Here is a 21,786-nt window from a genome sequence, read left to right as displayed (position 1 = left end):
GCCCTATCCTACACCCCGGGCGAGGCCCGCCTGGTAGAGGGCGATGCCCAGGGCCACGGAGGCGTTCAGGGACTCGGCCTCAGGGCGGATGGGGATGCGGAAAAGCTCGTCGCAGGCCTCCCGCACCAGCCTTCGCATGCCTTCTCCCTCCGAGCCCACCACCAGGACCAAGGGCCTCCTGAAGTCCAGCGCCCCCGGGGTTTTCTCTCCCCCCACGTCCAGGCCGTAGACCCAAAGGCCCCGCTCCTTGAGGTCCCCTAGGGCCCGGGGGAGGTTCTTCACCTTGACCACCGGGATTTTGAGGGCGGCCCCCGCGCTGGCCTTCAGGGCCAGGGGGGAGAGGGGAGCCGAGCGGCGCTCCTCCGAGACCACCCCGTGGGCCCCCAGGGCCAGGGCGCTCCGGATCATGGCCCCGTAGTTCCGGGGGTCGGTGATCCCGTCCAGGGCCACCAGAAGGGGCATCTCCTTCCGGGCCTCGGCCAGGCGGAGGGCGTCTTCCAGGGTGGCGTAGGAGGGTTCCTCCACCTCCGCCGCCACCCCCTGGTGGTGGGTGGTCCGGAGGAGGGTGTCCAGCTCGATGCGGGGCACCAGGGTGTAGTCCGCTCCCAGCCTCTTTAGCTCCCGAAGGAGCCAGCCTTCCACCCCCTTGGCCACCAGCACCCGCCGCACCTGGCCCGCCTTGAGGGCCTCGAGGACCGGGTTCCTGCCGTAGATCCACATGGCCCGAGTCTAAAGCCCCTTGCCGTATGATGGGAGCCAAGGAGGTGTTCATGTACAAGACCATCCTCATGCCCACCGACGGCAGCCCCTGCAGCCTCCAGGCCCTGGAGCACGGCCTTGGGCTGGCCAAGGCCCTAGGGGCCAAGGTCCACTTCCTCTACGTCCTGGAAAACCCCGCCCAGGCCATCTGGATCGCTCCAGAAAGCGTCCCTTACGGCCTTGAGCTTCTGGAGGACCTGAAGAAGGCCGGGGAGGAGGCCATAGGGAAGGCCCTGGCCCTGGCCCGGGAGAAGGGGGTGGAGGCCACGGGGGAGGTGAAGGAAGGGGTGCCCATCCCCACCATCGTGGAGGTGGCCAAGGGCTTTGACCTCCTGGTCATGGGCACCCACGGGCGCACGGGCCTGGACAAGCTTCTCCTGGGCTCGGTGACGGAAGGGGTGCTGCACCGGGTCTCCGTCCCCGTCCTCGTGGTCCGCTGCCGCTAGATGCGCTTCCTCTCCGTCTTTGTTTCCTCCCGCCTCTCCCCTGAAGATCCCCTTTACGCCAGGCTGGTGCGCTATGGGGAGGTCCTGGCCGAGGAGGGCTTCGGCCTGGCCTGCGGCGGGTACCAGGGGGGGATGGAGGCCCTGGCCAGGGGGGTGAAGGCCAAGGGCGGCCTGGTGGTGGGGGTCACGGCCCCCGCCCTTTTCCCCGAGAGAAAGGCCCCCAACCCCTTCGTGGACCTGGAGCTCCCCGCCGCCACCTTGCCCCAGCGCATCGGCCGGCTTCTGGACCTGGGGGCGGGGTATTTGGCCCTGCCCGGGGGGGTGGGGACCCTGGCGGAGCTCCTTTTGGCCTGGAACCTCCTCTACCTCAGGCGGGGTCTGGGGCGGCCCTTGGCGGTGGACCCCTACTGGCTTGGCCTCCTCAAGGCCCACGGGGAGATCGCCCCCGAGGACCTGGCCCTCCTCCAGGTGGTGCGGGAGGAGGAAGACCTGCGCCGCTTCCTGAGGAGGCTATGAGCGAGACCCTTTTGGTCCACGTGCCGGACCTGGGCCAGGGGGTGAGCTTCTACCAGGCCCTGGGCCTAGCCCTGGAGGAGCTCCTCCCCGGGGAGGCCCTCCTCGCCCCCAAGGAGGGCCCGCTTCTCCTCCTGAGGCCCGGCGCGGGAGGGGTGGGGCGGGGGCCGCAAAGGCCCAGGCCCGAGGGCCAGGGCTTCGCCCGGCTGGCTTTGGAGGCGGGCCGGATCGTCTTCTGGGTGGATAGCCTTTCCCACGAGAAGCTCCGCCTTGCCAAGTACGGCCTGGCCTTCCTAGAGGCGGGGGACCACCTCCTCCTCTTTGACCCGGGGGAGAACCCGGTCTTGGTGCGGGAGGGGTAGTGGCGGCGCGGCTTTGGCTTTTAGATCTGGACGACACCCTCCTCCAGGACCACGCCGTGACCCAAAGGGTCCTCGAGGGCCTGGGGGAGGAGGTGGGGGTGGAGGGGCTTTTCGGGGCGGTGAGGGAGCGGGCCCAGGCCCTCTTTGGAGAAGCCCCCTTCTACCCTTGGGCGGAAAGGATCGGCCACTCGGCCTTGGAGGCCCTCTGGGCCCGCTACACCACCCCGGGCCTCGAGGCCCTGGCGGAGTGGGCCTGGCCCTTCCGGGAACGGGTTTTCCGGGAGGCCCTCTCCCGCCTCGGGGGGCCCGAGGAAAGGGCGCGGGACCTGGCCGAGGCCTTCTTCCGGGAAAGGCGGCGCTATCCCCTTTTCCCCGAGGTGCCGGAGTTCCTCGAGGCCCTGAGGGCCAGGGGGGCGGCCCTCGTCCTCCTCACCAACGGGGTGCCCGACCTGCAGCGGGAAAAGCTCTTCGGGGCGGGGCTGGGGGAGGCCTTTGCCCTCACCCTGATCTCCGGTGAGGTGGGCCTGGGCAAGCCCGACCCCAGGCTTTTCCGCATGGCCCTCGCGGCCTTCGGGGTGGGGCCGGAGGAGGCGGTGATGGTGGGGGACAACCCGGAAAGGGACGTCCAGGGGGCCCTCCTCGCGGGGATACGGGCCGTCTTCGTGGACCGGGGCCACCGCAAGCCCGATCCCCGCTACCCCGCCCACCTGGAGGTGAAGGACCTGCGGGAGGCCCTCCTCCTTTCGTGACCTCCTTCCGGGAAAGAGGGGGGCCTGGCCGGTAGACTTTCCCCATGCACGAGGCCCTGCTCTTCCTGCACAACCTGGTGCGCTGGCTGGTCCTGGCTTTCGGCTTCTACGCCTTGGGGCGGCCCGAACCCCGGCCCGGGGCCCTCTTCGCCCACGCCCTCACCCTGCAAGTGGTCCTGGGGGTGGTCCTGGCTTTCCTGAGCCCCCTGGTGCAAGGGGCCCTGGCGAGCCTAGAGGCGGCCGTGGCCACGCCGGGGGAGGCCCGTTTTTTCGTGGCCGAGCACTGGGTGGGGGGGCTTGTGGCCCTGGGCCTGGCCCACGCGGGGCTGGCCCGGGCGCGGAAAGGGAGGCCCGGGGCTAGGCTGCTCTTCGCCCTGGCCCTAGGGGTGCTTCTCCTTTCCATCCCCTGGTTCCGGCCCCTGGTGCGGCTTTAGAGGAGAGAGGCCACCGGCACCCGAAGCTGGGGGAAGGCCTTGGGGGAGAGGGTGTCCTCGAGGCCCAGGACGTGGTGTTCCCGGTAGCCCCCGGGGGAGGGTTCCAGGAAGCGGTGGACCCTCCCCTCCGCGAGGTCCACCACCCAGACCTCCTGAATCCCGTGCCGGGCGTAGAGGGGAGCTTTCACCTCACGGTCGTAGGACCCCGAGGCATCGGCCACTTCCACCAAGAGGAGGACGTCCTCGGGGCCCGGGTGGGCCTCGGCGTAGAGGTCCTCTCGGGGTTTGAGGAGGAGGAGGTCGGGCTGGGGTTCGCTGTGGGGGCTTAGGCGCAGGGGGTCCTGCACGGCGAGGAGGCATAGGCCTTGGGTTTCCAGGGGGGTGAAGAGGCGGCGGAGGCGGCGGAGGCAGGCGGCATGGCGGCTACCGATGGGGCTCATCTGCCAGATCTCCCCTTCCAGGAGCTCCACCCGGTCGTCTTCCCCGAGGAGGCCCGCCTGGGCCATGCGGTGGAACTCCTCCACGCTGAAGCGCCGACGCACCGGGGTCATCTTCCTTCATTCTAGATAGGCCAACGCCCCATACCCCACCACCCGCTCCCTTCCCCCTCCGGCCTCGGCGCTGGTGGCGTAGGCGAGGAGCCTGGGCCGCCACCCGAGGGCCTTGGCCAAGGCGGTGAGGCTGGCCCAGGGAAGGGCTCCACAGGCCTCCCTTCGGGCCAGGCCCTCGGCGTCTAGGGCCAGGGCCGCCCCCAGGGTCTTGCGGTCTATCTCCCTGGCCAGGGGGTCGGGATGGTAGTGGGAGAGGTCGCTGGAGGCCACCACCAGGTCTTTGGGGCCGAGCTCCCCGAGGAGGGCCTCCCCCACCCTTTCGGGGTCCGCTTCCCCGAAGAGGAGGGGGAGGATGGGGACCCCTGGGAGGGCCACCTGGAGGAAGGGGAGGAGGACCTCGAGGCTGTGCTCCTCCCGGAAAGGGGCCTCGTAGGCCAGGAAGGGAGGGCCCAAAGCGAGAAGCCTCTCCCCGCCCCAAAGGTCCACCGCCACCTCCCCCAAGGGGGTGCGCCAGGAGCGGTAAGGGAAGAAGGCCACGCCCCTAAAGGGCACGAAGTGGCTCGGGCCCAGGAGGAGGACCCTCGTGGCCTTTCCCTGCCAAGCGGAGAGGGCCCGGAAGGCCTCGGCGGCCACTTTTCCCGAGTAGCGGTAGCCTGCATGGGGGGAAAGGGCTCCGCGGGCCCGGGGCTCAAGCGGGGTTTGGGCCCTTTGCAAAAGGCGCTTCACCCACCCGAGGAGGGCTTCCCGCTTCCCCGGGTAGAAGCGCCCGGCCACGGCGGGGGGCCTTACCAGGTCCATACCCCGGGGACCCTCCTCCCGCACCCGGGGCAGACCCCGGGGGTCTCCCAGCGGGCCTCCACCCGGAAGCCCCGCCTCCTCAGGAGAAGCCTCCCGCAGTCCGGGCAGTGGGTAGAGCCCCTTTCCTCGTCTAGGACGTTTCCCACGTAGACGAAGCGCAGGCCCTCCTCCTTGGCGATCTCATAGGCCCGCACCAGGGTGGCGTGCCGGGTGGGCCGGAGGTGGAGCATCCGGTAGTCGGGGTGGGCGGCGGTGAGGTGCCAGGGGATCTCGGGGGAAAGCCCCTTGAGGAAGCGGGCCATGGACCGGATTTCCCCTTCCGAGTCGTTGTACCCCTCCAAAAGCAGGGTGGTGACCTCCACCCAGACCCCGCTTCCCGCCAGGTATTCCAGGCTCTCCAGCACGGGCTTGAGCCGGGCCCCGCAGATTTCCCGGTAGAACCTCTCGGTGAAGCCCTTGAGGTCCACGTTGGCCGCGTCCAGGTAGGGCCTGATGTGGTCCCAGGCCTCCTTGGTCTCAAAGCCGCTCGTTACGAAGACGTTCTTCATGCCCCGCGCCTTGGCCAGGCGGGCGGTGTCGTGGGCGTACTCTATCCAGACGGCGGGCTCGTTGTAGGTGTAGGCGAGGAGCCTCACCCCCAGGGCCTCGGCCTCGGCCACCAGGCGCTTTGGGGGCCAGTCCTCCCCGATGGGGCGGTCCAAAAGGCCCTCTGGAGAGACCCGGAACTCCCGGAACTGGGAGATCGGCCAGTTCTGGCAGAAGACGCAGAAGAGGTTGCACCCCACGGTGCCCACGGAGAGGATCCCCTCCCCGGGGTGGAAGTGGTAGAGGGGCTTCTTCTCCACGGGGTCCAGGTGGACCGCGGCGGCCTTGCCGTAGGTGACCAGGTAGAGCCGGCCTCCGAAGTTGCGCCGCACGCCGCACTTCCCCGTCCCACCCTCGGGGACGGCGCAATAGTGGGCGCAGGCCCGGCACTGCACAAAGCCCTTGGGGAGGGGGCGGAAGAGGTCGGCTTCCCTCAGGGTGGCGGCGAGCATTTGATACCGCTAACCTCATTGTAGCAAACTGGGTCCGTGGCCCCTTTCCCCCCGGAGAAGGAGGAGGACTTCGCCCCCTTTTTCCCCGAGGAGGTCCTGGCCCGGGGCCTGGCCTACGCTAAGGAAGGGCGGGTCCTAAGGGTCTATCGGGTGGGGGAGCGGCTCTTGGGGGAGGTGCAGGGCTCCGAGCCCCTGCCCTACCGGGTGGAGGTGGGGCCGGGGATGGCGGGGGCCTGTACCTGCCCCTACCCCTTCTTTCCCTGCAAGCACGCCGCCGCCCTCCTCTACGCCTACCTGGCCCACAGGCCCAAGGAGGACCTCCTCCAGGCCTTGGACCGCCTCTCCCTCGAGGAGGCCAAGGGCCTTCTCAAGGCCCTGGCCCAGCTTCCCGAGGCGGCCCTCTGGCTCGCCGAGGCCCTCTTTCCCCAGGAGGCCTTCCTGGAAGGGGTAAGGGCCCTCAGGCGGGCCTTCCACCTGGGAGGGGGGGAAGAGGAGGCGAGGCGGCTCCTTTTGCGGCTTTCCCAGGCGGGGGAGAAGGAGGTGGGGCGGTTTATGGAGGCCCTCCTCGAGGCCCCCTTTGACCCCGAGCCCTACCTCAGGGCGGCTCTGGCCCGCTACCTGGAAGTCCGGGGCGACCCCGCCTTCCTCCTCCGCCTCTACCTCAGGGCCCCTTCCCCTTCCCTGGAGGAGGCCCTCCTCGCCCTGGGGAGGGAGAGGCCTGAGGCCCTCCTCCCCCTTTTGGAGAAGGAGCGCTCCCCCTTGGCCCGCTCCCTCAGGGCCGAGCTCCTCTTCGCCCTGGGGAGGGAGGAGGAGGGCCTGGCCCTTCTCCGGGAAGGCCTGGAGGGGGTGGAGGACTACCTGGCCTTCGTGGGACGGCTCCTGGCCCTGGGTAGGCGGGAGGAGGCCCTGAAGTACGCCGAGGAGGCCGTGGCCTGGTTCGGCAAGGACCCGAGGCTTCTTCCCCTCCTGGACCTCCTCGTGGCCCACCGGGGAAGCCCCGAGGACCACCGGGCCCGCTTCCTCCTAAGGCCTAACCTCGAGGACTACCTGGCCCTCAAGGCCAAGCTGGGCCGGGCCTTCGCCGAGGAGAGGCCCCGCCTCCTCCGGCAGGTGCAAGACCCTGCCCTCCTCGCCCGCATCCTCCTCCTGGAGGAGGACTGGAAGGCCCTGGACCGCCTCCTCCAAAGGGCTCCCCCGGAGGCCTACCCCGCCTTGGCGGAGGCCTTGGAGGCGGGGCTTCCGCAAGAGGCGGTGCGGCTTTACCTGGAGGCGGCGGCGCGGGAGGTGGAGAAGGGCACCCGCAAGGCCTACCAGGAGGCGGCGAGGCTCCTCGGGAAAGCCTCCCGCCTGGACCCCAAGGCGGCCAGGGCCTTGGCCCGAAACCTCCTCGAGGCTTACCCCCGCCGCCCGGCCCTAAAGGAAGCCCTGGCCCCCCTTCTCGCCGAGGGCTCATGAAAGAGGGCCGGGAGCGCTTTCTTAGCCCTTGACAGAGAGGGGGTCTTGCCCCATAGTAAGGCTTGCGGCCATACCTTGGAGGGTTGGCCGAGCGGTTGAAGGCGGCGGTCTTGAAAACCGCTGTGGGGTTTTCCCCACCGGGGGTTCGAATCCCTCACCCTCCGCCAGAGGCTTGGAGAGGTGGCCGAGTGGTCTAAGGCGGCACCCTGCTAAGGTGTTGCACCGGGAAAACCGGTGCCGCGGGTTCGAATCCCGCCCTCTCCGCCAAGCGCCCGGGGTTTCCCGGGCCTTTTCCTTGGCGGCGATGCCCTTGTACCCTTTTCCCGTGGACCCTCCCCCCGAGGCGAGGCCAGAAGAGCCGGAGTCCCCATCCTGGCTAAGCCTGGCCTTGCCCCCCCTTTCCCCTTGCCGCTTTTTGAGGCGGCCAAACCGCTTCCTGGTGGAGGCGGACGTGGGGCCTTTGCACCTTCCCAATAGCGGGCGCATGGCCGAGCTCCTTCTTCCCGGCACCCCGTGCCACTACCACCCCAGGCCCACCCCCAAGACCCTGGGCCGCCTGGTGTTGGTGGAGCGGGGAGGGGTCCTGGTGGGGGTGGACGCCTCCCTGGCCGCCCGGGTCCTCGAGGCCCTCCTCCGAGGGGGCTTCTTCGGCCCCCTGGAGGCCCTGAAAAGGGAGGCTCCCGTGGCGGGGGAACGCCTGGATTTCTGGGCGAGGCTTGGGGGAAAGGAGGCCTTTCTGGAAGCCAAGAACTGCAACCGCGTGGAGGAAGGCCTCGCCCTCTTCCCCGACGCCCCCACCGCAAGGGGGGCCCGGCACCTCCGGCTTCTTGCCCGTTTGGCTCGGGAAGGGTACGGGGCCTTCGCCGTCTGGGTCGTCCAGCACCCCCTGGCGGAGGCCTTCGCCCTGGACCCCGAGGACCGGGCCCTCCTCCAGGCGGCCAGGGAGGCCCTGGGGGCCGGGGTCCGGCTCCTCGCCTTCCGGGTGCGCCCCACCCTGGAAGCCCTCCGCCTCGAGGCCCCCCTCCCCTGGGTCTGGCTTAGCCCCCGAGGAGGATCTGAAAGGCCACCATCAGGGCCGCGGAGAGGGTGAGGACCGTGGCCACCCCCTCGGCCTCGGACTCCCTAAGGGCGTCGGGGAGGATTTCCGCCACCGCCATCCAGATCATGGCCCCGGCGGCGAAACCGAGCCCCACGGGCAGGGCGGGCTTGAAGGCCTCCACGAAGAGGAAGGCGGGCACGGCCATGAGGGGCTGGGGTAGGCTAGAGAAGACGCTCCACAGGGCGGCCCCCAGCACGCTCACCCCCCGGGGGATGAGCACCAGGCTGATGGCCAGCCCCTCGGGGATGTTGTGCACGGCGATGGCCAGGGTGATGAAGACCCCCAAAGCCTCCCCGCCCCCGAAGGCCACCCCTACCCCCACCCCCTCGGCGAAGGAGTGGAGGGTCATGATGCCCACGATCATAAGGGCCTTGCGGGCGTCCAGGCCGTTTAGGGTGCCGAAGTTCACCTCCCGGCCCTCGAGGTAGCGGTGGGAGAGCTGGATGAAGAAAAGCCCCAGCAAGACCCCAAGAAGGGCTCGGCCCAGGCTGTAATGGACCCCTTCGTAGATGAGGCCAAAGCTGGCGGCCAGCATGAGGCCGGCGGCGGCGGCGTTGGCCAGGCCCAGGTGTCGGCTTAGGATGTTCTGGGTAAAGAGAAAGGGGAGGGCCCCAAGGCCTGTGGCGATGGCGGTGAGGAGGGCATAGAGGAAAACGCTTAGGGGGGAGACGGGCAAGGCGTCCATGGCCTCTATACTATTGCAAACGATTATCGTTCGTAACTAGCCAATCCCGGACGGCCCGGGCCACCGCCTCCCGGTCCCGGTCCAGGAGGAGATCATGGCCGCTATGGGGAAAGACCAGGTAGTCCTTCCTGGGGCTTCCCAAGAGCTCGTGGTAACGGCGCACCCCCTTCACCACCCGGTCCTTCCCCGCCTCCACCACGAGCGCCTTGGCCTTCACCCGGGGCAGGACCTCCGGGGTCTTTCGGATGAGGGCGAGGAGTTCCAGGACCGCCCTGGTGGGGAAGTAGGGGTAGTTGGGGTTTTGTTTCCTGAGCTCGGGGTCCTCTATGGAGGGCGGGCCGGGAAAGCGGGGGATGAGCCGGTGGAGGTAGGGCGCCAGGGGCGCCAAGGGGTTTCTCAGGGCCAAGGCGGGGGCCAGGGCCACCAGGACCTCGGTGGGGTGTCGGGCCGCCAGATGGGCGGCGAGGAGCCCCCCCATGGAAAGCCCCACCACCCCCCGGGGCTCGGGGAGCTCCAGGTAAGCTTTTTCCGCCGCCAAGAGCCAGTCCTGGAAGCGTACCCCAAGGAGGTCCTCGGGCTTTGTGCCGTGGCCGGGGAGGGCGGGCTGGCTTATGCTGAAGCCCGCCTCCTTAAGGCTTTTCGGCAGGGGGCCCAGGGTGAGGACGGGGTGGGAGGTGAACCCGTGGAGGAGCAGAAGGTGCATACTCCAGCATACCCCGCCTGGACGCCGGTAGGGGAGCATGGTAAAACGGGGGAGAATGCTTGCGGGCAACCTCGCCGAGTTTCCCTTTCCCGCCCTGGTGGGCGCCCTCATGAGCGCCGGGCGCACCGGGCGGCTTGTCCTTAAGCCCCCTTTTCTAGAGGCGGAGGTCTACCTGCGGGGAGGCCAGGTGGTGCACGCCAAAGTCCAGGCGGGGGAGCGGTCTTTGGAGGGGGAAGAGGCCCTGGACCTCTTGGCGGGCCTTAGGCGGGCCCCCTTCACCTTTGAGCCCGAGACCCTGCCGCCCCACACTACCCTTTTGGGGGGGCTCGCCGTACCCGCCCGCCTGGCCGAGGCCCAGGCGGCGTGGCAGGGGCTCAGCCTTCCCAGCGACTGGGGGTACGTGCTCCGCCTGAACCCGAAGGGCGCGGAAGTGGAGCTTTCCCCCGAGACCCTACAGGTGTTGGCCCAGGTGGAGGGGAAGCCCATCGCTCAGGTCCTCGTGGCCCCGGGGGTCTTGCGCCTGGCCCGGGTCCTGCACACCCTCTTGCAGGTGAAGGCCCTCGAGGCCGTCCCCCGGGTGGAGGTACCCCCGGCCCTTCTCATCGTCCTTCCCATCTACGGCCCGGGCTCTGGGGTGGCCTACGTGGACGAGGCCTTGTACGCCGAGTGGGCCCGGGCCATCCGTCACGGCTTCCGCCTGCGCCTTTTGGGGCGGGAAGCGACGATGGAGGTCCGCCCCAGGCCCAATATTCCCGGGCGGCTTGGGCTTTTGGAAGAAGACCTGAGGCGCCTCCGCCTCCGCCGGGGGGATAGGGTGGAGGCGGTGCCGGAGGTGTAGGTATGGATATCCTGGCCCTGAACGAGTATCTGAACCGCATCGTTTACGGCTTCCCCATGAAGCTGGTCTTCCTCCTGGTGGGGGCTTACCTAGTTATATTCCAGATAAGATGGTTCCAAGCCCCCCTCCGGATGCTCCGGGTTTCCTTCGCCGAGACCTTCGGGGCCATCCGGGAGCGGGCCTATGGCTTCGGCGGCCAGATCACCCCCTTCCAGGCCACCATGGTGGCCCTTTCCGCTACCCTGGGCACCGGGCACCTCCTGGGCATGCTGGCGGCGGTGCTCCTGGGGGGACCGGGGGCCGTGTTCTGGATGTGGGTGGGCTACTTCTTCGGCACGGGGACCAAGTTCGCCGAGGCCACCCTGGCCGTCCACTTCCGCCGCCGCTTCGCCGACGGCTCGGTGTCCGGCGGGCCCATGTACTACCTCTCCCGGGGGCTTCCCCGCCTCCGCTTCCTGGGCCACCTCTTCGCCCTCTTCGCCGCCCTGGCCGCCTTCGGCATCGGCAACCTCGCCCAGGCGGGGGCGGTGGGGGGGGCCTTGGTCCCCTTGGGGCTTCCCCCGGCCCTGGTGGGCCTCTTCCTGGCCCTTCTGGTGGGGGTGGTCCTGGGAGGAGGGATCGTGTGGGTGGCCCGGTTCGCCCAGCTGGTGGTGCCCTTGAAGCTCCTCCTCTTCCTGGTGGCGGTGGGGCCCCTCCTGGTCCTTTACGGGGCCCGGATCCCCGAGGCCCTGGCCCTGGTCTTCCAGGCCGCCTTCACCCCGGAGGCGGCTTTGGGGGGCGCTGCGGGTTACACCCTTTTCGCCGCCCTCAACGCCGGGCTTGGCCGGGGCATCTTCGCCAACGAGGCGGGGTTGGGCTCGGCCCCCATCGCCCACGCCCAGGCCCAGGTGGACCACCCGGTGCGCCAGGGCTTCTGGGGGGTCACGGAGATGTTCGTGAGCTTCCTGGTCACCAGCCTCACCGCCCTCACCTTCCTCGCCTCGGGCCTCTGGCAGAAGGGGGGAAGCGCCGCCGAGGCCGCCCAGGCCCTCTTCCAGGCCCACCCCTTGGGCGGGGCCATCTTGGCCCTCACCGTGGCCGTTTTCGCCCTCGGGACCATGGTTTCTTGGGGATTTTACGGGGAGGAGGCGGCGGCCTTTCTCTTCGGGGAGGGGATCCGCTGGCCCTACCGCCTCGCCTTCGCCACCTTGGCCTTCGTGGGGCCTTTGGGGGGCCTCGAGGCCTTCTTGGCCATCTCCGACACCCTAAACGGCCTCATGGCCCTGCCCAACCTCCTGGGCCTCGTGCTCTTGGGGGGCGTGGTGGGGCGGCTGGTGTACGGGTTTTTCCGCGGGGAGCCTTGGGTGCCGCCCCGGTAGCCCCAAAAGGGCTTCCTCCCAGCCTTGGTTCGGGCACCTCGTGTTGCGACGCTAAGGCGCGGGCACTTATACCCCTTTGGCGTGAATCCTTCGCCTAAGCCGGAGTACGGAAGCCCTGCGTGCCTTTTGGGCCGGGGCCCCCATGCTGGCTTGGGCCAGCATGGGGTGGTATTAGCCCCCGCCCCGGCTTGCGGCGAAGGCGATGCGGTGGAACCAGGCTTCCGCCGCCTCCCCCTCTACTTCCACCTGGAGCTGGGGGATGGCGAGGCTTCCCACCCTTAAGGGCTCCACCTCCCGGAAGCGCACCCGGGCACCGGGAAGGCGGTAGGCCCCTTCCCCCTCCTTGACCCCGCCCCACTCCTCCAGGTAGCGCTCAAGGAGCCAGGGGGGAAGGGCCCCGAAGGTCTGGGCAAGCCCGCCCCCCGCCACCGGGGGGAAGAGGTCCAGGGTGGCCTCGGGGGAAAGGGGGGTGGCGAGGCCCTGGAGGTAGCGCACGTCCCGGCCCTCCAGGAAGACGGATACCCGCTCCGCCAGACCCTCCCCCTCAAAGAGCTCCTCCTTCAGGGCGGGGTAGGCCCGGACCAGGTTGGCCAAAACCTCCTCCACGGTGGCGCCGGGCACCTCCAGCTGGCTTTTCCCCGTGAGGTCCCGGAAGGTGGCGTAAAGGTTCACCTTGGGCATACCCCCTGAGTCTAAGGGAAGGCCCCGGCCCAAAGGCCGGGGCCACCCTGGGGAGGGCTAGTCGGCGGCCTGGGAGAGGATGCCCAGCTCCTGGAGCTTGGCGGGGGGCACCACGCCCCTTTCCCAGCCCCGCTCTTTGTAGTATTCCTCCAGCATCCGGTCCAGCTCGGTGAGCTGCCCCTTGGAGCCGGCGCAGTCGGAGGGCTCCTTGAGGAAGCGTTCGGGCAGGTAGTCCGAGCCCTCGCCCCAGCCCGCCAGGTTGTTGTAGTAGCGCTCCAGGTTGTAGATGCGCTCCCCGATGCGGAGGATCTCCTCGGGGGTCACGGGGCGGCCCCAGTAGGCGGCAAGCTGCTTGGCGTACTCCTCGGGCCCTTCGGCGAACTGGCTGAACTTGCAGAGGTCCAGGGAGTCGGTGAAGGCGGAGAGGTCCTGGAAGAGCTTGGTGAGCTTGCCCTTGCCTTCCCAGGCCAGGGGGTCGGTCTTGTAGGGCACGCCCAGGATCTCCGAGGCCGGGGTGTAGGCCCGAAGGTGGCAGGCCCCCCGGTTGGAGGTGGCGTAGGCGATGCCCATGCCCTTGAGGCCCCGGGGGTCGTAGGCGGGGATGGACTGGCCCTTGACCTCCAGGGCGATCTCCGGGTGGCCGATGGCCTTGGCAAAGCGGGCCGGGCCTTCGGCCAGCATGTCCCCCACGCCCTTGCGGTGGGCGATGGCCTCGAGGACCCTAACCTCCCCCTCCTTGTCCCCGAAGCGGATCCCGTCCGGGCCCTGGTAGTAGCCCTTCTCCGTGGCCTCCATGAGGACGGCGATGGCGTTGCCCGCCTCGATGGTGTCCATGCCGTAGGCGTTGCAGAGGTAGATGGCGTAGCCCGTCCAGTCGGTGTCCGTGTGGCCCGAGTGGGCCCCCAAGGCCCAGGCGGACTCGTACTCGTAGGACTCAAAGCGGATGGTCTTGCCGTTGATGTGGACCTCCACCATCTTCTTGCAGGCCACGGGGCAGGCGTGGCAGGTGTTGTCCTTGATGAGGCGGTGCTCGCGGATGTACTCCCCGGAGATCTTCTCCGCCCCCTCGATGCAGGTGTGCTGGGCGTTATAGGTGGGCAGGGCCCCCATGACGTTGGTGATGTTCATGAGGACGTTGGTGCCGTAGAGGGAAAGCCCGCCCTTCTTGGGGGCGGTGACGTTCTTGGGGTCGTTGATGGTGGCCGAGGCCAGGCGGTCCGCCTCCTTCCAGAGCTCGGGGTCCTTGGGCTGGGGCGTCTTGTCGTGGTGGCCCACCACCACGATGGCCTTGAGCTTCTTGCTCCCCGCCACCGCCCCGGTGCCGCCCCGGCCCGCGGCCCGCTCGTCGTTGTTGATCCAGTTGGCGAAGCGCACCAGGTTCTCCCCGGCGGGGCCGATGGCCATCACGTCGGCCTCCTCCCCGTGCCGCTCCCGGAGGATGCGGTGGACCTCGTGGGTGGTCTTGCCCCAGAGGTCCGTGGCGTCGTGGATGGAAACCTCCCCGTCCTTCACCAGGAGGTAGACGGGCTTGTCCGCGGCCCCCTTGATGAGGAGGCCGTCGAACCCCGCCCACTTGAGCTTGGCCGCGGTCCAGCCCCCCATGTGGCTGTCCGTCACCGTGCCCGTGAGGGGGCTTTTGGTGACCACGGCGAGCCTTCCCGACATCTTGGCCCGGGTGCCGGAGAGGGGGCCGTTCATGATGCAGAGGAGGTTTTCCGGGCCCAGGGGGTCCACCTGGGGGCCGTTCTCAAACACGTACTTCACCCCGAGGCCCCTTCCTCCCACGTACATCTCCAGGTCCTTGGGGTCGGGGGCGAAGTACTCCACCTGGCCGGTGCTGAGGTCAATACGGGCGAGCCTGTGGGCATATCCTCCGAGCATCCTGCACCTCCTTAGATGGGCCGCGCCGCGCGACGGGATAGGGACTTCGCTTAGCTTTCAGGGGGATTATACCACCAGGTCCCGGGGGGAATGTAAAGTGGGGCATCATGCTGGTCCTGGCCGGGGAGACCTTGGTGGACCTGGTGCTGGAAGGGGAAAGCCCCTTGCGCTTCGCGGGGGCGTTAGGGGGGTCGGTCCTGAACACGGCGAGCGCCCTCGCCCGGCTCGGGTTTCCCGTGCGCTTCCTCTCGGAGGTGGGGACGGACTGGCTTTCCGCCTGGAGCGAGGCGGAGATGGCCAGGCGGGGCCTCGAGGCCAGGCTTTTCCGCCACCCTGGCCCCATGCCCCTGGCCCTGGTGCGCCTGGGCCCGGAAGGAAACGCCCGCTACAGCTTCCACCGCCCCTTCCAGGAGGCCTTCCGCCCCGAGCCCGGGGCCTTGAGGGGGGCCGAGGCCTTCCACTTCGGCTCCCTCTTCGCCCTCGAGGCCCGCGCGGCAAAGGGGATAAAGGGCCTCCTGCAGGAGGCCCTCCGGGAAGGGGCCCTGGTCTCTTACGATCCCAACCTCCGCCATCCCCCCACGGAAGGGGAGCGAAGCCTGGTTGCGGACTACCTGGCCCAGGTCCATCTCCTGAAGCTCTCCCTAGAGGACGCCCGCCTCCTCTTTCCCGAAGGCCCCCTGGAGGGGGTAAGGCGCCTTCCCATCCCCCTAAAGGTCCTCACCCTGGGCCCCGAGGGGGCGATGGCCTTCCTCGGGGAAGAGGAGGTGCGGGTGCCTGGGGAGAGGGTTTCGGTGGTGGACACCGTGGGGGCCGGGGACACCTTCACCGCCGCCTTCCTCGCCTTTCTCCTCCGGCGGGGCTACGGCAAGGCCCACCTGGAGGCCCTTTCCCGAGAGGACCTCGAGGAGGCCCTAAAGGGGGCCGTGGCCCTCTCCGCCCTGGCCTGCACCGTGCGGGGAGCGGGGCTTCCCGAGGAGGGGCTTGGGGCCTGGAAGGGGCGCTTCCTAGGGGATTAGGAGGACCTTACCCGTGGTCTTGCGCCCCTCCAGGGCCTCGTGGGCCTCCCCGGCCTTCTCCAGGGGGAACTCGGCGCCAACGCGCACCTTGAGCCACCCCTCCAACACCCCCCGGAAGACCTCCCCGGCCCGCCAGAGGAGCTCCTTGCGGCTTGCCGTGTAGTGGTGGAGGGTGGGGCGGGTGAGGAAGAGGCTTCCCTTGCGGTTGAGGATCTGGGGGTCCTGGGGCGGCACCGGCCCCGAGGACTGGCCGAAGAGGACCAGCATCCCCCGGGGACGGAGGGCCTCGAGGCTTCCCAGGAAGGTGTCCTTCCCCACCCCGTCGTAGACCACGTCCACCCCGCCCCCCGAGAGGGCCCTCACCGCCTCGGCGAAGCCCTCGTAGGGCAGGGCGTAGTCGGCCCCCGCCTGGAGGCAGAGCCGGCGCTTCTCAGGGGTGCTGGCGGTGGCGTAGACCGTGGCCCCCAGGCGCTTGGCCCACTGGATGAGGAGCTGCCCCACCCCCCCGGCCCCGGCGTGCACCAGGACCTGGTCCCCGGGGGCCACGGGGTAGGTGCTCTTGAGGAGGTAGTGGACCGTCATCCCCTGGAGGAGGGCCGCGGCGGCGAGCCTCAGGTCCAGCCCCTCGGGGACGGGGACGAGCCGCTCCGCCGGGACCACCTGGTACTCGGCGTAAGAGCCTTGCACGTTGGCGAAGGCCACCCGGTCTCCCGCCTTCACCCCCACCACGCCCTCCCCCACCTTCTCCACCACCCCGGCCCCCTCCTCCCCCAGGGTGAAGGGGGTGGGCACGGGGTAGAGGCCCCTCCGCTTGTAGGTGTCGATGTAGTTGACCCCGATGGCGGAAAGCCTCACCAGGACCTCCCCGGGCCCAGGCTCCGGGGTAGGAAGCTCCTCAAGCCTCAAGACCTCCAGTCCGCCCACCTCGTGCACCCGTATGGCCCGCATGGGGAGAGTCTACACCCAGACGGGCGGCCTCGAGGCCACCTCTTGACATGCCAATAAGTTTGCACTACAAAGTTATTGGCGGAGGTGAGTATGAACGCCAAGCGGACGTTGGTCTGGATCTGGCTCCTCCTCGCCCCGGCCCTAGGGGGCTCCTTGGGGTACGGCTTCCTGGGCTTCCAGGGGACCTGGCAGGGGGGTGGGGGCGGCTTCGGGACCTTCCAAGGGGTGGCCCTGGGCGGGGAGTCCTGGGGCGGCCCGAACGGGTACGGGGGGGTCTTCCTCGCGGGGGCCTGGCTTCCGGTGGGCCCCGGGGTCTTCCTCCTCCCCGCCCTGGGCCTGGGCGGGGAAAGCGGAGGCTTCCTCCTGGACCTCGGGGTGCGGGGCTTCTGGTTCTTCCGGGAGGAAGGGGGCTGGCTTTTTGGGGTGGGCGCCGGGTACGCCCTGCCCCTGGGGTCTTCCGGGGGCGGGTGGTACGTGCGCCTGGCCTTCGGGGGAGGTAGGCCGTGAAGCCGGAGGAAGCCAAGGCCCTGCTGGAGGCGGCCACGCGGGCGGAAGAGGAAGCGCGGCTTAAGCTCGCCCTCCTCGGGGGGTGGTATCTCGTCCTCTGGGGAGGGCTTTGGGGAGTGGGAAGCCTCCTCCTCGCCTGGTCCCCGGAGGCAGGGGAGAGGTTCTGGACCGTGGCGGGCCCCCTGGGGGCGGCCCTCTCCTTTTACCTGGGGGTGCGGCAGGGCGGCCGGGTGCAAAGCCTCATGGGGTTCCAGACCTTCGCCCTATGGGGGCTTCTCACCCTCTTTGCCCTTCTCCACTGGATCCCCCTCCTTCCCCCCTGGACCCTGGCGGGGGAGAGCTTTCTGGTGAGCCTGGTGGCCTTCGCCTACGCCTACATGGGGATCCTTTGGCGCCTCCCGGGGATGGTCTGGGCAGGGCTCGGCCTCTTCGCCCTGGACCTCCTTCTCTTCCGCCTCTTCCCCGGCCTCTTCCACCTGGGTATGGCCGCCACGGGCCTTCTCGCCCTGGTCTACGGGGGGGTGTGCCTTTGGCGCTGGACCCGGTGATCCACCAGGAGACCCGCCTCCGGCTCATGGCCCTTCTCCATGCCCTGGGGGAGGGGGCCCAGGTGGAGTTCTCCTGGCTCAAGGACACCCTGGGCCTCACGGAGGGCAACCTCTCCAGCCATCTGGCCAAGCTGGAGGAGGCCGGGTACGTGCGGGTGGAAAAGGGGTACCAAGGCAGAAGGCCCAGGACCTGGGTCCGGCTCACCCCCCAGGGCCGGGCGGCCTACGAGGCGCATCGCAGGGCCCTCCTGGAGCTTTTGCGAGGCGAGGGGTAGGCCAAAGGCCCCCTTGTTCCGGATTCCCTTCCTCGCCCCCGGGCAAGGGGGCCCAGGAGAGGTCCTCAAAAGGCCCTCTGGTACTGGGGCGGAACCGGGGCCTCCGCCCCCAGGGCCTGGGCCGCCCGCAAGGGGAAGTAGGGGTCCCTGAGGAGCGCGCGGCCCAAAAGGACGAGGTCGGCGCTTCCCGCCTGGAGGACGGCCTCCGCCTGCTCGGGGGTGGTGAGGAGCCCCACGGCCCCCGTCCGCAACCCCACCCGCTTCCGCACGGCGTCGGCGAAGGGCACCTGGAAGCCCGGGGCCGCGGGAACCCTCACCCCCGGCACCACCCCCCCCGAGGAGAGGTCCAGGAGGTCCACCCCCAGGGCCTTGAGCCTTTCGGCGAAGGCCAGGGTGTCCTCGAGGCCCCACCCCCCTTCCGCCCAGTCCGTGGCCGAGACCCGCACGAAGAGGGGAAGCTCAGGGGGTATCACCTCCCGCACCGCCCTCGCCACCTCCAGGGGGAAGCGCATGCGGTTCTCCCGGCTTCCCCCGTAGGCGTCCGTCCGCCGGTTGGCAAGGGGCGAGAGGAAGGAGGAGAGGAGATAGCCGTGGGCCATGTGGAGCTCAAGGACCTGGAAGCCTGCCCGGATGGCCCTCTTGGCCCCCTCCACGAAGGCCTCGAGGACCCGGGCCATCCCCTCCTCCGTGAGGGGCTCGGGCACGGGGTAGCCCTCGGCGAAGGGGAGGGGGCTTGGCCCCACCACCTTCCAGCCCAGGGGCCTCCCTCCTTCCCAGGGCCTCGCCGTCCCCGCCTTGCGCCCGGCGTGGGCGAGCTGGATCCCCGGCACCGCCCCCGCCTCCCGGATGCGCCGGGCGAGCTCGGCAAGCCCCGGGAGGTGGTCCTCGGACCAGATGCCCAGGTCAAAGGGGCTGATGCGCCCTTCGGGAAGGACCGCCGTGGCTTCCACCATCACGAGCCCCACCCCACCTAGGGCCCGGGTGGGGTAGTGGAGGAGGTGCCAGTCCGTGACCCCTCCCCCTTCCGTGGCCGAGTACTGGCACATGGGGGACATGGCCAGGCGGTTTTTCAGCCGCACGTCCCGGAGCCCAAGGGGGGTAAAGAGGAGCGCCATGGGACCATTATCCCCGGGGGAGCCCGTGTAGAATGAGGGCATGCCTCTGGAAGCCTTTCCAAGAGGAGCCCTATGGGGGTGATGCCGTGAAGAAACGCTTTTGGGCGGCGGTCTTCCTTCTGGCTACAGGCCTGGCCCAGCCCCTCAAGGTGGCCATCCTCTGGCACCAGCACCAGCCCCCCTACGAGAACCCCCTCACGGGCCAGTACGAGGGGCCCTGGGTGCGCATGCACGGGGTGAACGACTACCCCTGGATGGCCGAGGTCCTCCTGGAGTTTCCCCAGGTCAAGGTCAACTTTGACTACACCTCCACCCTCCTCAAGCAGATCCAGGACTACCTTTCCGGCAAGGCCAAGGACGCCTACTGGCGGGTCTCAGAGAAGCCCGCGAGCGCCCTCACCCCGGAGGAGCGGGCCTTCGTGGTGGAGCGCTTTTTTGACATCAACCCCCGCTTCGTGGCGGAAAGCCCCCGCTACCAGGAGCTCCTCGCCAAAAAGAACCGGGGGGAGGCCTTCACCGACCAGGACCTCACCGACCTCCGGGTGCTTTGGAACCTCCTTTGGATCAACCGGGACTACATTGACCGCGACCCCGGCCTGAAGGCCCTTCGGGCAAAGGACCGGGGTTTCACCCAGGAAGACCTGGACTACGTCCTGAAGAAGCACCTGGAGCTCATGGCCACCATCCTCCCCCTGCACCGGAAGCTCTGGGAGGAGGGCCGGATTGACCTCCTCACCACCCCCTACTACCACCCCATCCTCCCCATCCTCCTGGACAAGGAGGCCGTCCGGGAGTCCAACCCCACCCTGGCCCTCCCCAAGGAGCCCATCGCCTGGCCGGAGGACGCCCGCTGGCAGGTGCGGGCCGGGAAGGCGTACTTCCACGCCCTCTTCGGGAAGGCGCCCTTGGGCATGTGGCCCCCCGAGGGGGCGGTGGGCCAGAAGGCCGCGGAGCTCTACGCCGAGGAAGGCGTCCGCTTCCTGGTGACGGACGAGGCCGTTCTTGGAAAAAGCGGCTTCCCCGTGAACCCCCTCACCCTCACCCGGCCCTACCACGTGGAGAAGGACGGCAAGCGCCTGGTCCTCTTCTTCCGGCACCGGGACCTCTCGGACCGGATCGGCTTTAGCTACAGCCAAATGCCCCCCGAGCAGGCGGTGGAGGACTTCGTGGCCACCCTTTTGGAGATCCGCCGCCAGGTGATCCGCGAGAACCCCGAGGCCGTCCTCACCATCGCCCTGGACGGGGAAAACGCCTGGGAGAACTACCCGGAAAACGGCAACGCTTTCCGCCGCCTCCTTTACCGGCGCCTTTCCGAGGAGCAGAGGAAGGGTACCCTCAAAACCGTGCGCTTCTCCGAGGTCCTGGACCTTCCCTCGGTGGCCCTTCCGCGCCTCGCCACCGGGGGCTGGGCCGGGGACTTCGCCATGTGGGCCGGAGAACCTGAGGAGAACGAGGCCTGGGACCGCTTGAGCCGCGCCCGGCAGGCGGTGCTGGCCTACAAGGAGGCGGGCGGGGACCCCAAGGTAGCGGAGCGGGCCATGAGCCTCATCTACGCCGCCCAGGCCTCCGACTGGTTCTGGTGGTACGGCCAGGACACCGCCTTCCCCAACAACCCGCCCTTTGACGAGGGCTTCCGCGCCCTCCTCCGGGCGGTCTACGAGGCCCTGGGGAAGAAACCCCCCGAGGAGCTCTTCATCGCCGTGCGGCCCCCCGTGGCCCCCCAGGGCGCCCCGGGCCGGATAAGGCCCCAGCTGGACGGCCGGGTGGACCCCCCGGAGGAGTGGAGGGGCGCCGCCTACCTCCCCGACCTCGAGGGCGCCGCCATGCAGACCCAAGACGACCTCCTCCGAGGGGTTTACCTAGGGTTTGACGAGCAAAACGTCTACCTGCGGGTGGACCTGCGGGAGGGGATGAGGGCGGCGGACCTTTTGGGCCGGGGCTTCCGCCTGCACGTCTACGCCACCACGCCCGGGGAGGAGGGCGGGGCGGCCTTCCCGGAGGGGGGCCGGGTTTCCCTGGGCTTCCCCCTGCAACAAAGGATCACCCTGGACCTGGACCAGGTGCGGGATGGGGAGGCGGTGCCGGTGCGCTACGCCTACCGGGACGGGGCCTGGAGGCTGGCCAGCTCTCCTGCGGATCTCCAGGGGCGGCGGGCCCACGTGGGCGAGGTGGTGGAGATGCGCCTTCCCTACACCACCCTCAAGGCGGAGGCCGGGGACACCCTGCGCCTGGCCGTGGTCCTGGAGCGGGAGGGGCGGGTGGTGGACACCGCCCCTAACGCCAATCCCCTCTCCCTCGCCCTGCCCCAGCGCCTGGCCGGAAGAGAGGTCCTGGTCCTTAAGGATCCCCAGGGAGACGAGCACGGCCCCGGGACCTACACCTACCCCAAGGACCAGGCCTTCGCCCCCTTCCAAGGCCTCTTTGACCTCCTGGAGATGCGGGTCCTGGACGGCGGGGCCACCTGGACCTTCGTCTTCACCTTCAAGGAGATGACCAACCCCTGGGGGGCCCCGGCGGGCTTCAGCCACCAGCTCCTCAACCTCTACCTGGACTTCAAGGAGGGGGGGCGCACCGACCCCTTCGCCAAGGGGGCCAAGGTGGCCTTTGACCCCGAGCACCCCTGGGACCTCTTCCTCAAGGCGGCGGGCTGGCCCCAGTACGGGCAGCGGGTGGGGTTTCCCGACGGCACGGACACCGCCGACGGGATCACGGTGGGGAGCAACCCCGCGGACAAGCAGGTGATCCTCCAGCTGGGCAAGAAGCACTTCCACCCCGCCTCGGGGCAACGGGTCTGCTTCTACGTCCTCGTGGGCAGCCAGGACGGCTACGGCCCCGACCACTTCCGGCCCGTGGGCAAGGAGGCGGGGCCTTGGAACCTGGGCGGGGCCCAGAACGAGGACGCACCCCTCGTGGTGGACTACCTCTGGCCGGAGAAGGGGGTGCAGGAGGCCATGCTTTCCCGGTACGGGGACGGGAAGTATGCGGTGCTCAGGCCCTACTGCGTCACCTGGCCTTAGCGCCGATCTAC

At 69.5% G+C, this 21,786-nt stretch carries 24 protein-coding genes and 2 tRNA genes; 16 read left to right on the top strand and 10 right to left on the bottom strand.

The window, feature by feature from the left end:
- Positions 1–3: 3 nt before the first annotated feature.
- Positions 4–720, bottom strand: coding sequence for a 23S rRNA (guanosine(2251)-2'-O)-methyltransferase RlmB (gene rlmB, locus ACY5J6_RS11720; protein ID WP_462845312.1), 717 nt, complete (start codon positions 718–720; stop codon positions 4–6).
- 50 nt (positions 721–770) lie between these two features.
- Between rlmB and ACY5J6_RS11715 the strand changes: the two genes are divergently transcribed.
- From ACY5J6_RS11715 to ACY5J6_RS11695, 5 genes are read left to right on the top strand one after another with little or no spacing between them, the layout of a single operon-like run.
- Positions 771–1,205: a universal stress protein gene (locus ACY5J6_RS11715; protein ID WP_462845311.1), complete on the top strand. Its 435-nt coding sequence runs from the start codon at positions 771–773 to the stop codon at positions 1,203–1,205.
- On the top strand, positions 1,206–1,721 hold the full coding sequence (locus ACY5J6_RS11710; RefSeq protein WP_462845310.1) for an LOG family protein: 516 nt from the start codon (positions 1,206–1,208) through the stop codon (positions 1,719–1,721).
- The gene (locus ACY5J6_RS11705; RefSeq protein ID WP_462845309.1) at positions 1,718–2,080 is read left to right on the top strand and encodes a hypothetical protein; all 363 of its coding nucleotides are present in this window, start codon (positions 1,718–1,720) and stop codon (positions 2,078–2,080) included. Before ACY5J6_RS11710 ends, ACY5J6_RS11705 begins: the two co-directional genes overlap by 4 nt.
- The gene (locus tag ACY5J6_RS11700; RefSeq protein WP_462845308.1) at positions 2,080–2,829 is read left to right on the top strand and encodes an HAD family hydrolase; all 750 of its coding nucleotides are present in this window, start codon (positions 2,080–2,082) and stop codon (positions 2,827–2,829) included. The genes ACY5J6_RS11705 and ACY5J6_RS11700 overlap by 1 nt, the downstream gene beginning before the upstream one ends.
- 44 nt (positions 2,830–2,873) lie before the next feature.
- Positions 2,874–3,263 (top strand): hypothetical protein, encoded by a 390-nt coding sequence (locus tag ACY5J6_RS11695; RefSeq protein ID WP_462845307.1) that lies wholly within the window; start codon positions 2,874–2,876, stop codon positions 3,261–3,263.
- On the opposite strand, the gene ACY5J6_RS11690 is transcribed toward ACY5J6_RS11695, so the two are convergent.
- The 3 genes from ACY5J6_RS11690 to amrS are packed head-to-tail and all read right to left on the bottom strand — an operon-like array spanning position 3,260 to position 5,649.
- Positions 3,260–3,814: a Uma2 family endonuclease gene (locus tag ACY5J6_RS11690; protein WP_462845306.1), complete on the bottom strand. Its 555-nt coding sequence runs from the start codon at positions 3,812–3,814 to the stop codon at positions 3,260–3,262. The genes ACY5J6_RS11695 and ACY5J6_RS11690 overlap by 4 nt on opposite strands.
- 6 nt (positions 3,815–3,820) lie before the next feature.
- Positions 3,821–4,612: an AmmeMemoRadiSam system protein B gene (gene amrB / locus ACY5J6_RS11685; protein WP_462845305.1), complete on the bottom strand. Its 792-nt coding sequence runs from the start codon at positions 4,610–4,612 to the stop codon at positions 3,821–3,823.
- Complete coding sequence (amrS, locus tag ACY5J6_RS11680; RefSeq protein ID WP_462845304.1) at positions 4,600–5,649, bottom strand: AmmeMemoRadiSam system radical SAM enzyme; 1,050 nt, start codon at positions 5,647–5,649, stop codon at positions 4,600–4,602. The genes amrB and amrS overlap by 13 nt, the downstream gene beginning before the upstream one ends.
- A gap of 36 nt (positions 5,650–5,685) precedes the next feature.
- Here amrS and ACY5J6_RS11675 point away from each other — a divergent pair, with 36 nt between their 5' ends.
- The 4 genes from ACY5J6_RS11675 (at position 5,686) to ACY5J6_RS11660 (ending at position 8,194) form a co-directional block, all read left to right on the top strand.
- Complete coding sequence (locus ACY5J6_RS11675; protein WP_462845303.1) at positions 5,686–7,104, top strand: SWIM zinc finger family protein; 1,419 nt, start codon at positions 5,686–5,688, stop codon at positions 7,102–7,104.
- 77 nt (positions 7,105–7,181) lie between these two features.
- Positions 7,182–7,271: transfer RNA gene (locus ACY5J6_RS11670), tRNA-Ser, on the top strand.
- Positions 7,272–7,278: 7 nt separating this feature from the next.
- Positions 7,279–7,371: transfer RNA gene (locus ACY5J6_RS11665), tRNA-Ser, on the top strand.
- A 58-nt stretch (positions 7,372–7,429) separates the two neighbouring features.
- Positions 7,430–8,194, top strand: coding sequence for a DNA/RNA nuclease SfsA (locus ACY5J6_RS11660; RefSeq protein ID WP_462845302.1), 765 nt, complete (start codon positions 7,430–7,432; stop codon positions 8,192–8,194).
- Here ACY5J6_RS11660 and ACY5J6_RS11655 read toward each other — a convergent pair.
- Together ACY5J6_RS11655 and ACY5J6_RS11650 are read right to left on the bottom strand one after the other, a co-directional pair.
- Complete coding sequence (locus tag ACY5J6_RS11655) at positions 8,142–8,888, bottom strand: ZIP family metal transporter (protein WP_462845301.1); 747 nt, start codon at positions 8,886–8,888, stop codon at positions 8,142–8,144. The two genes, ACY5J6_RS11660 and ACY5J6_RS11655, sit on opposite strands and share 53 nt — an antisense overlap.
- A gap of 10 nt (positions 8,889–8,898) precedes the next feature.
- Positions 8,899–9,591: an alpha/beta hydrolase gene (locus ACY5J6_RS11650; RefSeq protein ID WP_462845300.1), complete on the bottom strand. Its 693-nt coding sequence runs from the start codon at positions 9,589–9,591 to the stop codon at positions 8,899–8,901.
- A gap of 55 nt (positions 9,592–9,646) precedes the next feature.
- Between ACY5J6_RS11650 and ACY5J6_RS11645 the strand changes: the two genes are divergently transcribed.
- Complete coding sequence (locus ACY5J6_RS11645) at positions 9,647–10,429, top strand: DUF4388 domain-containing protein (RefSeq protein ID WP_462845299.1); 783 nt, start codon at positions 9,647–9,649, stop codon at positions 10,427–10,429.
- A gap of 2 nt (positions 10,430–10,431) precedes the next feature.
- Positions 10,432–11,787, top strand: coding sequence for an alanine/glycine:cation symporter family protein (locus ACY5J6_RS11640; RefSeq protein WP_462845298.1), 1,356 nt, complete (start codon positions 10,432–10,434; stop codon positions 11,785–11,787).
- Between the two features lie 171 nt (positions 11,788–11,958).
- On the opposite strand, the gene ACY5J6_RS11635 is transcribed toward ACY5J6_RS11640, so the two are convergent.
- Complete coding sequence (locus ACY5J6_RS11635) at positions 11,959–12,468, bottom strand: ubiquitin-like small modifier protein 1 (RefSeq protein WP_462845297.1); 510 nt, start codon at positions 12,466–12,468, stop codon at positions 11,959–11,961.
- A 57-nt stretch (positions 12,469–12,525) separates the two neighbouring features.
- Positions 12,526–14,349 carry an aldehyde ferredoxin oxidoreductase family protein gene (locus tag ACY5J6_RS11630; RefSeq protein WP_462845296.1) on the bottom strand — a complete coding sequence of 608 codons (1,824 nt, stop codon included), beginning with the start codon at positions 14,347–14,349 and terminating at the stop codon, positions 12,526–12,528.
- A gap of 107 nt (positions 14,350–14,456) precedes the next feature.
- Here ACY5J6_RS11630 and ACY5J6_RS11625 point away from each other — a divergent pair, with 107 nt between their 5' ends.
- A complete protein-coding gene (locus ACY5J6_RS11625; RefSeq protein WP_462845295.1) occupies positions 14,457–15,365 on the top strand; it encodes a carbohydrate kinase family protein in 909 nt (302 codons plus the stop codon).
- Here the strand turns inward: ACY5J6_RS11625 and ACY5J6_RS11620 are convergent.
- Positions 15,354–16,313, bottom strand: a complete 960-nt coding sequence (locus tag ACY5J6_RS11620) for a quinone oxidoreductase family protein (protein WP_462845294.1) — start codon at positions 16,311–16,313, stop codon at positions 15,354–15,356. The two genes, ACY5J6_RS11625 and ACY5J6_RS11620, sit on opposite strands and share 12 nt — an antisense overlap.
- 90 nt (positions 16,314–16,403) lie before the next feature.
- Here ACY5J6_RS11620 and ACY5J6_RS11615 point away from each other — a divergent pair, with 90 nt between their 5' ends.
- From ACY5J6_RS11615 to ACY5J6_RS11605, 3 genes are read left to right on the top strand one after another with little or no spacing between them, the layout of a single operon-like run.
- Positions 16,404–16,820 (top strand): hypothetical protein, encoded by a 417-nt coding sequence (locus ACY5J6_RS11615; RefSeq protein ID WP_462845293.1) that lies wholly within the window; start codon positions 16,404–16,406, stop codon positions 16,818–16,820.
- Positions 16,817–17,368, top strand: coding sequence for a hypothetical protein (locus ACY5J6_RS11610; RefSeq protein ID WP_462845292.1), 552 nt, complete (start codon positions 16,817–16,819; stop codon positions 17,366–17,368). Before ACY5J6_RS11615 ends, ACY5J6_RS11610 begins: the two co-directional genes overlap by 4 nt.
- Positions 17,344–17,643, top strand: coding sequence for a winged helix-turn-helix domain-containing protein (locus ACY5J6_RS11605; protein ID WP_462845291.1), 300 nt, complete (start codon positions 17,344–17,346; stop codon positions 17,641–17,643). The genes ACY5J6_RS11610 and ACY5J6_RS11605 overlap by 25 nt, the downstream gene beginning before the upstream one ends.
- 65 nt (positions 17,644–17,708) lie before the next feature.
- Here the strand turns inward: ACY5J6_RS11605 and ACY5J6_RS11600 are convergent, their stop codons facing one another.
- Positions 17,709–18,758, bottom strand: coding sequence for an NADH:flavin oxidoreductase/NADH oxidase (locus tag ACY5J6_RS11600; protein WP_462845290.1), 1,050 nt, complete (start codon positions 18,756–18,758; stop codon positions 17,709–17,711).
- A 32-nt stretch (positions 18,759–18,790) separates the two neighbouring features.
- Here ACY5J6_RS11600 and ACY5J6_RS11595 point away from each other — a divergent pair, with 32 nt between their 5' ends.
- Entirely contained in the window at positions 18,791–21,775 is a 2,985-nt protein-coding gene (locus tag ACY5J6_RS11595; RefSeq protein WP_462845289.1) for a glucodextranase DOMON-like domain-containing protein, read from the top strand.
- Positions 21,776–21,786: the final 11 nt, after the last annotated feature.

This window comes from Thermus sp. H19.2 (assembly GCF_054979525.1).
The sequence above is the reverse complement of the archived record's forward strand: the minus strand, read 5'-3'. Positions and strand labels throughout refer to the sequence as shown.

Excerpts from the sequence above, each read along its gene's own strand:
- rlmB (WP_462845312.1), bottom strand. The coding sequence starts at position 720 with ATGTGGATCTACGGCAGGAACCCGGTCCTCGAGGCCCTCAAGGCGGGC.
- ACY5J6_RS11715 (WP_462845311.1), top strand. The coding sequence starts at position 771 with ATGTACAAGACCATCCTCATGCCCACCGACGGCAGCCCCTGCAGCCTC.
- ACY5J6_RS11710 (WP_462845310.1), top strand. The coding sequence starts at position 1,206 with ATGCGCTTCCTCTCCGTCTTTGTTTCCTCCCGCCTCTCCCCTGAAGAT.
- ACY5J6_RS11705 (WP_462845309.1), top strand. The coding sequence starts at position 1,718 with ATGAGCGAGACCCTTTTGGTCCACGTGCCGGACCTGGGCCAGGGGGTG.
- ACY5J6_RS11695 (WP_462845307.1), top strand. The coding sequence starts at position 2,874 with ATGCACGAGGCCCTGCTCTTCCTGCACAACCTGGTGCGCTGGCTGGTC.
- ACY5J6_RS11690 (WP_462845306.1), bottom strand. The coding sequence starts at position 3,814 with ATGACCCCGGTGCGTCGGCGCTTCAGCGTGGAGGAGTTCCACCGCATG.
- amrB (WP_462845305.1), bottom strand. The coding sequence starts at position 4,612 with ATGGACCTGGTAAGGCCCCCCGCCGTGGCCGGGCGCTTCTACCCGGGG.
- amrS (WP_462845304.1), bottom strand. The coding sequence starts at position 5,649 with ATGCTCGCCGCCACCCTGAGGGAAGCCGACCTCTTCCGCCCCCTCCCC.
- ACY5J6_RS11655 (WP_462845301.1), bottom strand. The coding sequence starts at position 8,888 with ATGGACGCCTTGCCCGTCTCCCCCCTAAGCGTTTTCCTCTATGCCCTC.
- ACY5J6_RS11650 (WP_462845300.1), bottom strand. The coding sequence starts at position 9,591 with ATGCACCTTCTGCTCCTCCACGGGTTCACCTCCCACCCCGTCCTCACC.
- ACY5J6_RS11645 (WP_462845299.1), top strand. The coding sequence starts at position 9,647 with ATGCTTGCGGGCAACCTCGCCGAGTTTCCCTTTCCCGCCCTGGTGGGC.
- ACY5J6_RS11640 (WP_462845298.1), top strand. The coding sequence starts at position 10,432 with ATGGATATCCTGGCCCTGAACGAGTATCTGAACCGCATCGTTTACGGC.
- ACY5J6_RS11635 (WP_462845297.1), bottom strand. The coding sequence starts at position 12,468 with ATGCCCAAGGTGAACCTTTACGCCACCTTCCGGGACCTCACGGGGAAA.
- ACY5J6_RS11630 (WP_462845296.1), bottom strand. The coding sequence starts at position 14,349 with ATGCTCGGAGGATATGCCCACAGGCTCGCCCGTATTGACCTCAGCACC.
- ACY5J6_RS11625 (WP_462845295.1), top strand. The coding sequence starts at position 14,457 with ATGCTGGTCCTGGCCGGGGAGACCTTGGTGGACCTGGTGCTGGAAGGG.
- ACY5J6_RS11620 (WP_462845294.1), bottom strand. The coding sequence starts at position 16,313 with ATGCGGGCCATACGGGTGCACGAGGTGGGCGGACTGGAGGTCTTGAGG.
- ACY5J6_RS11615 (WP_462845293.1), top strand. The coding sequence starts at position 16,404 with ATGAACGCCAAGCGGACGTTGGTCTGGATCTGGCTCCTCCTCGCCCCG.
- ACY5J6_RS11600 (WP_462845290.1), bottom strand. The coding sequence starts at position 18,758 with ATGGCGCTCCTCTTTACCCCCCTTGGGCTCCGGGACGTGCGGCTGAAA.
- ACY5J6_RS11595 (WP_462845289.1), top strand. The coding sequence starts at position 18,791 with ATGAGGGCATGCCTCTGGAAGCCTTTCCAAGAGGAGCCCTATGGGGGT.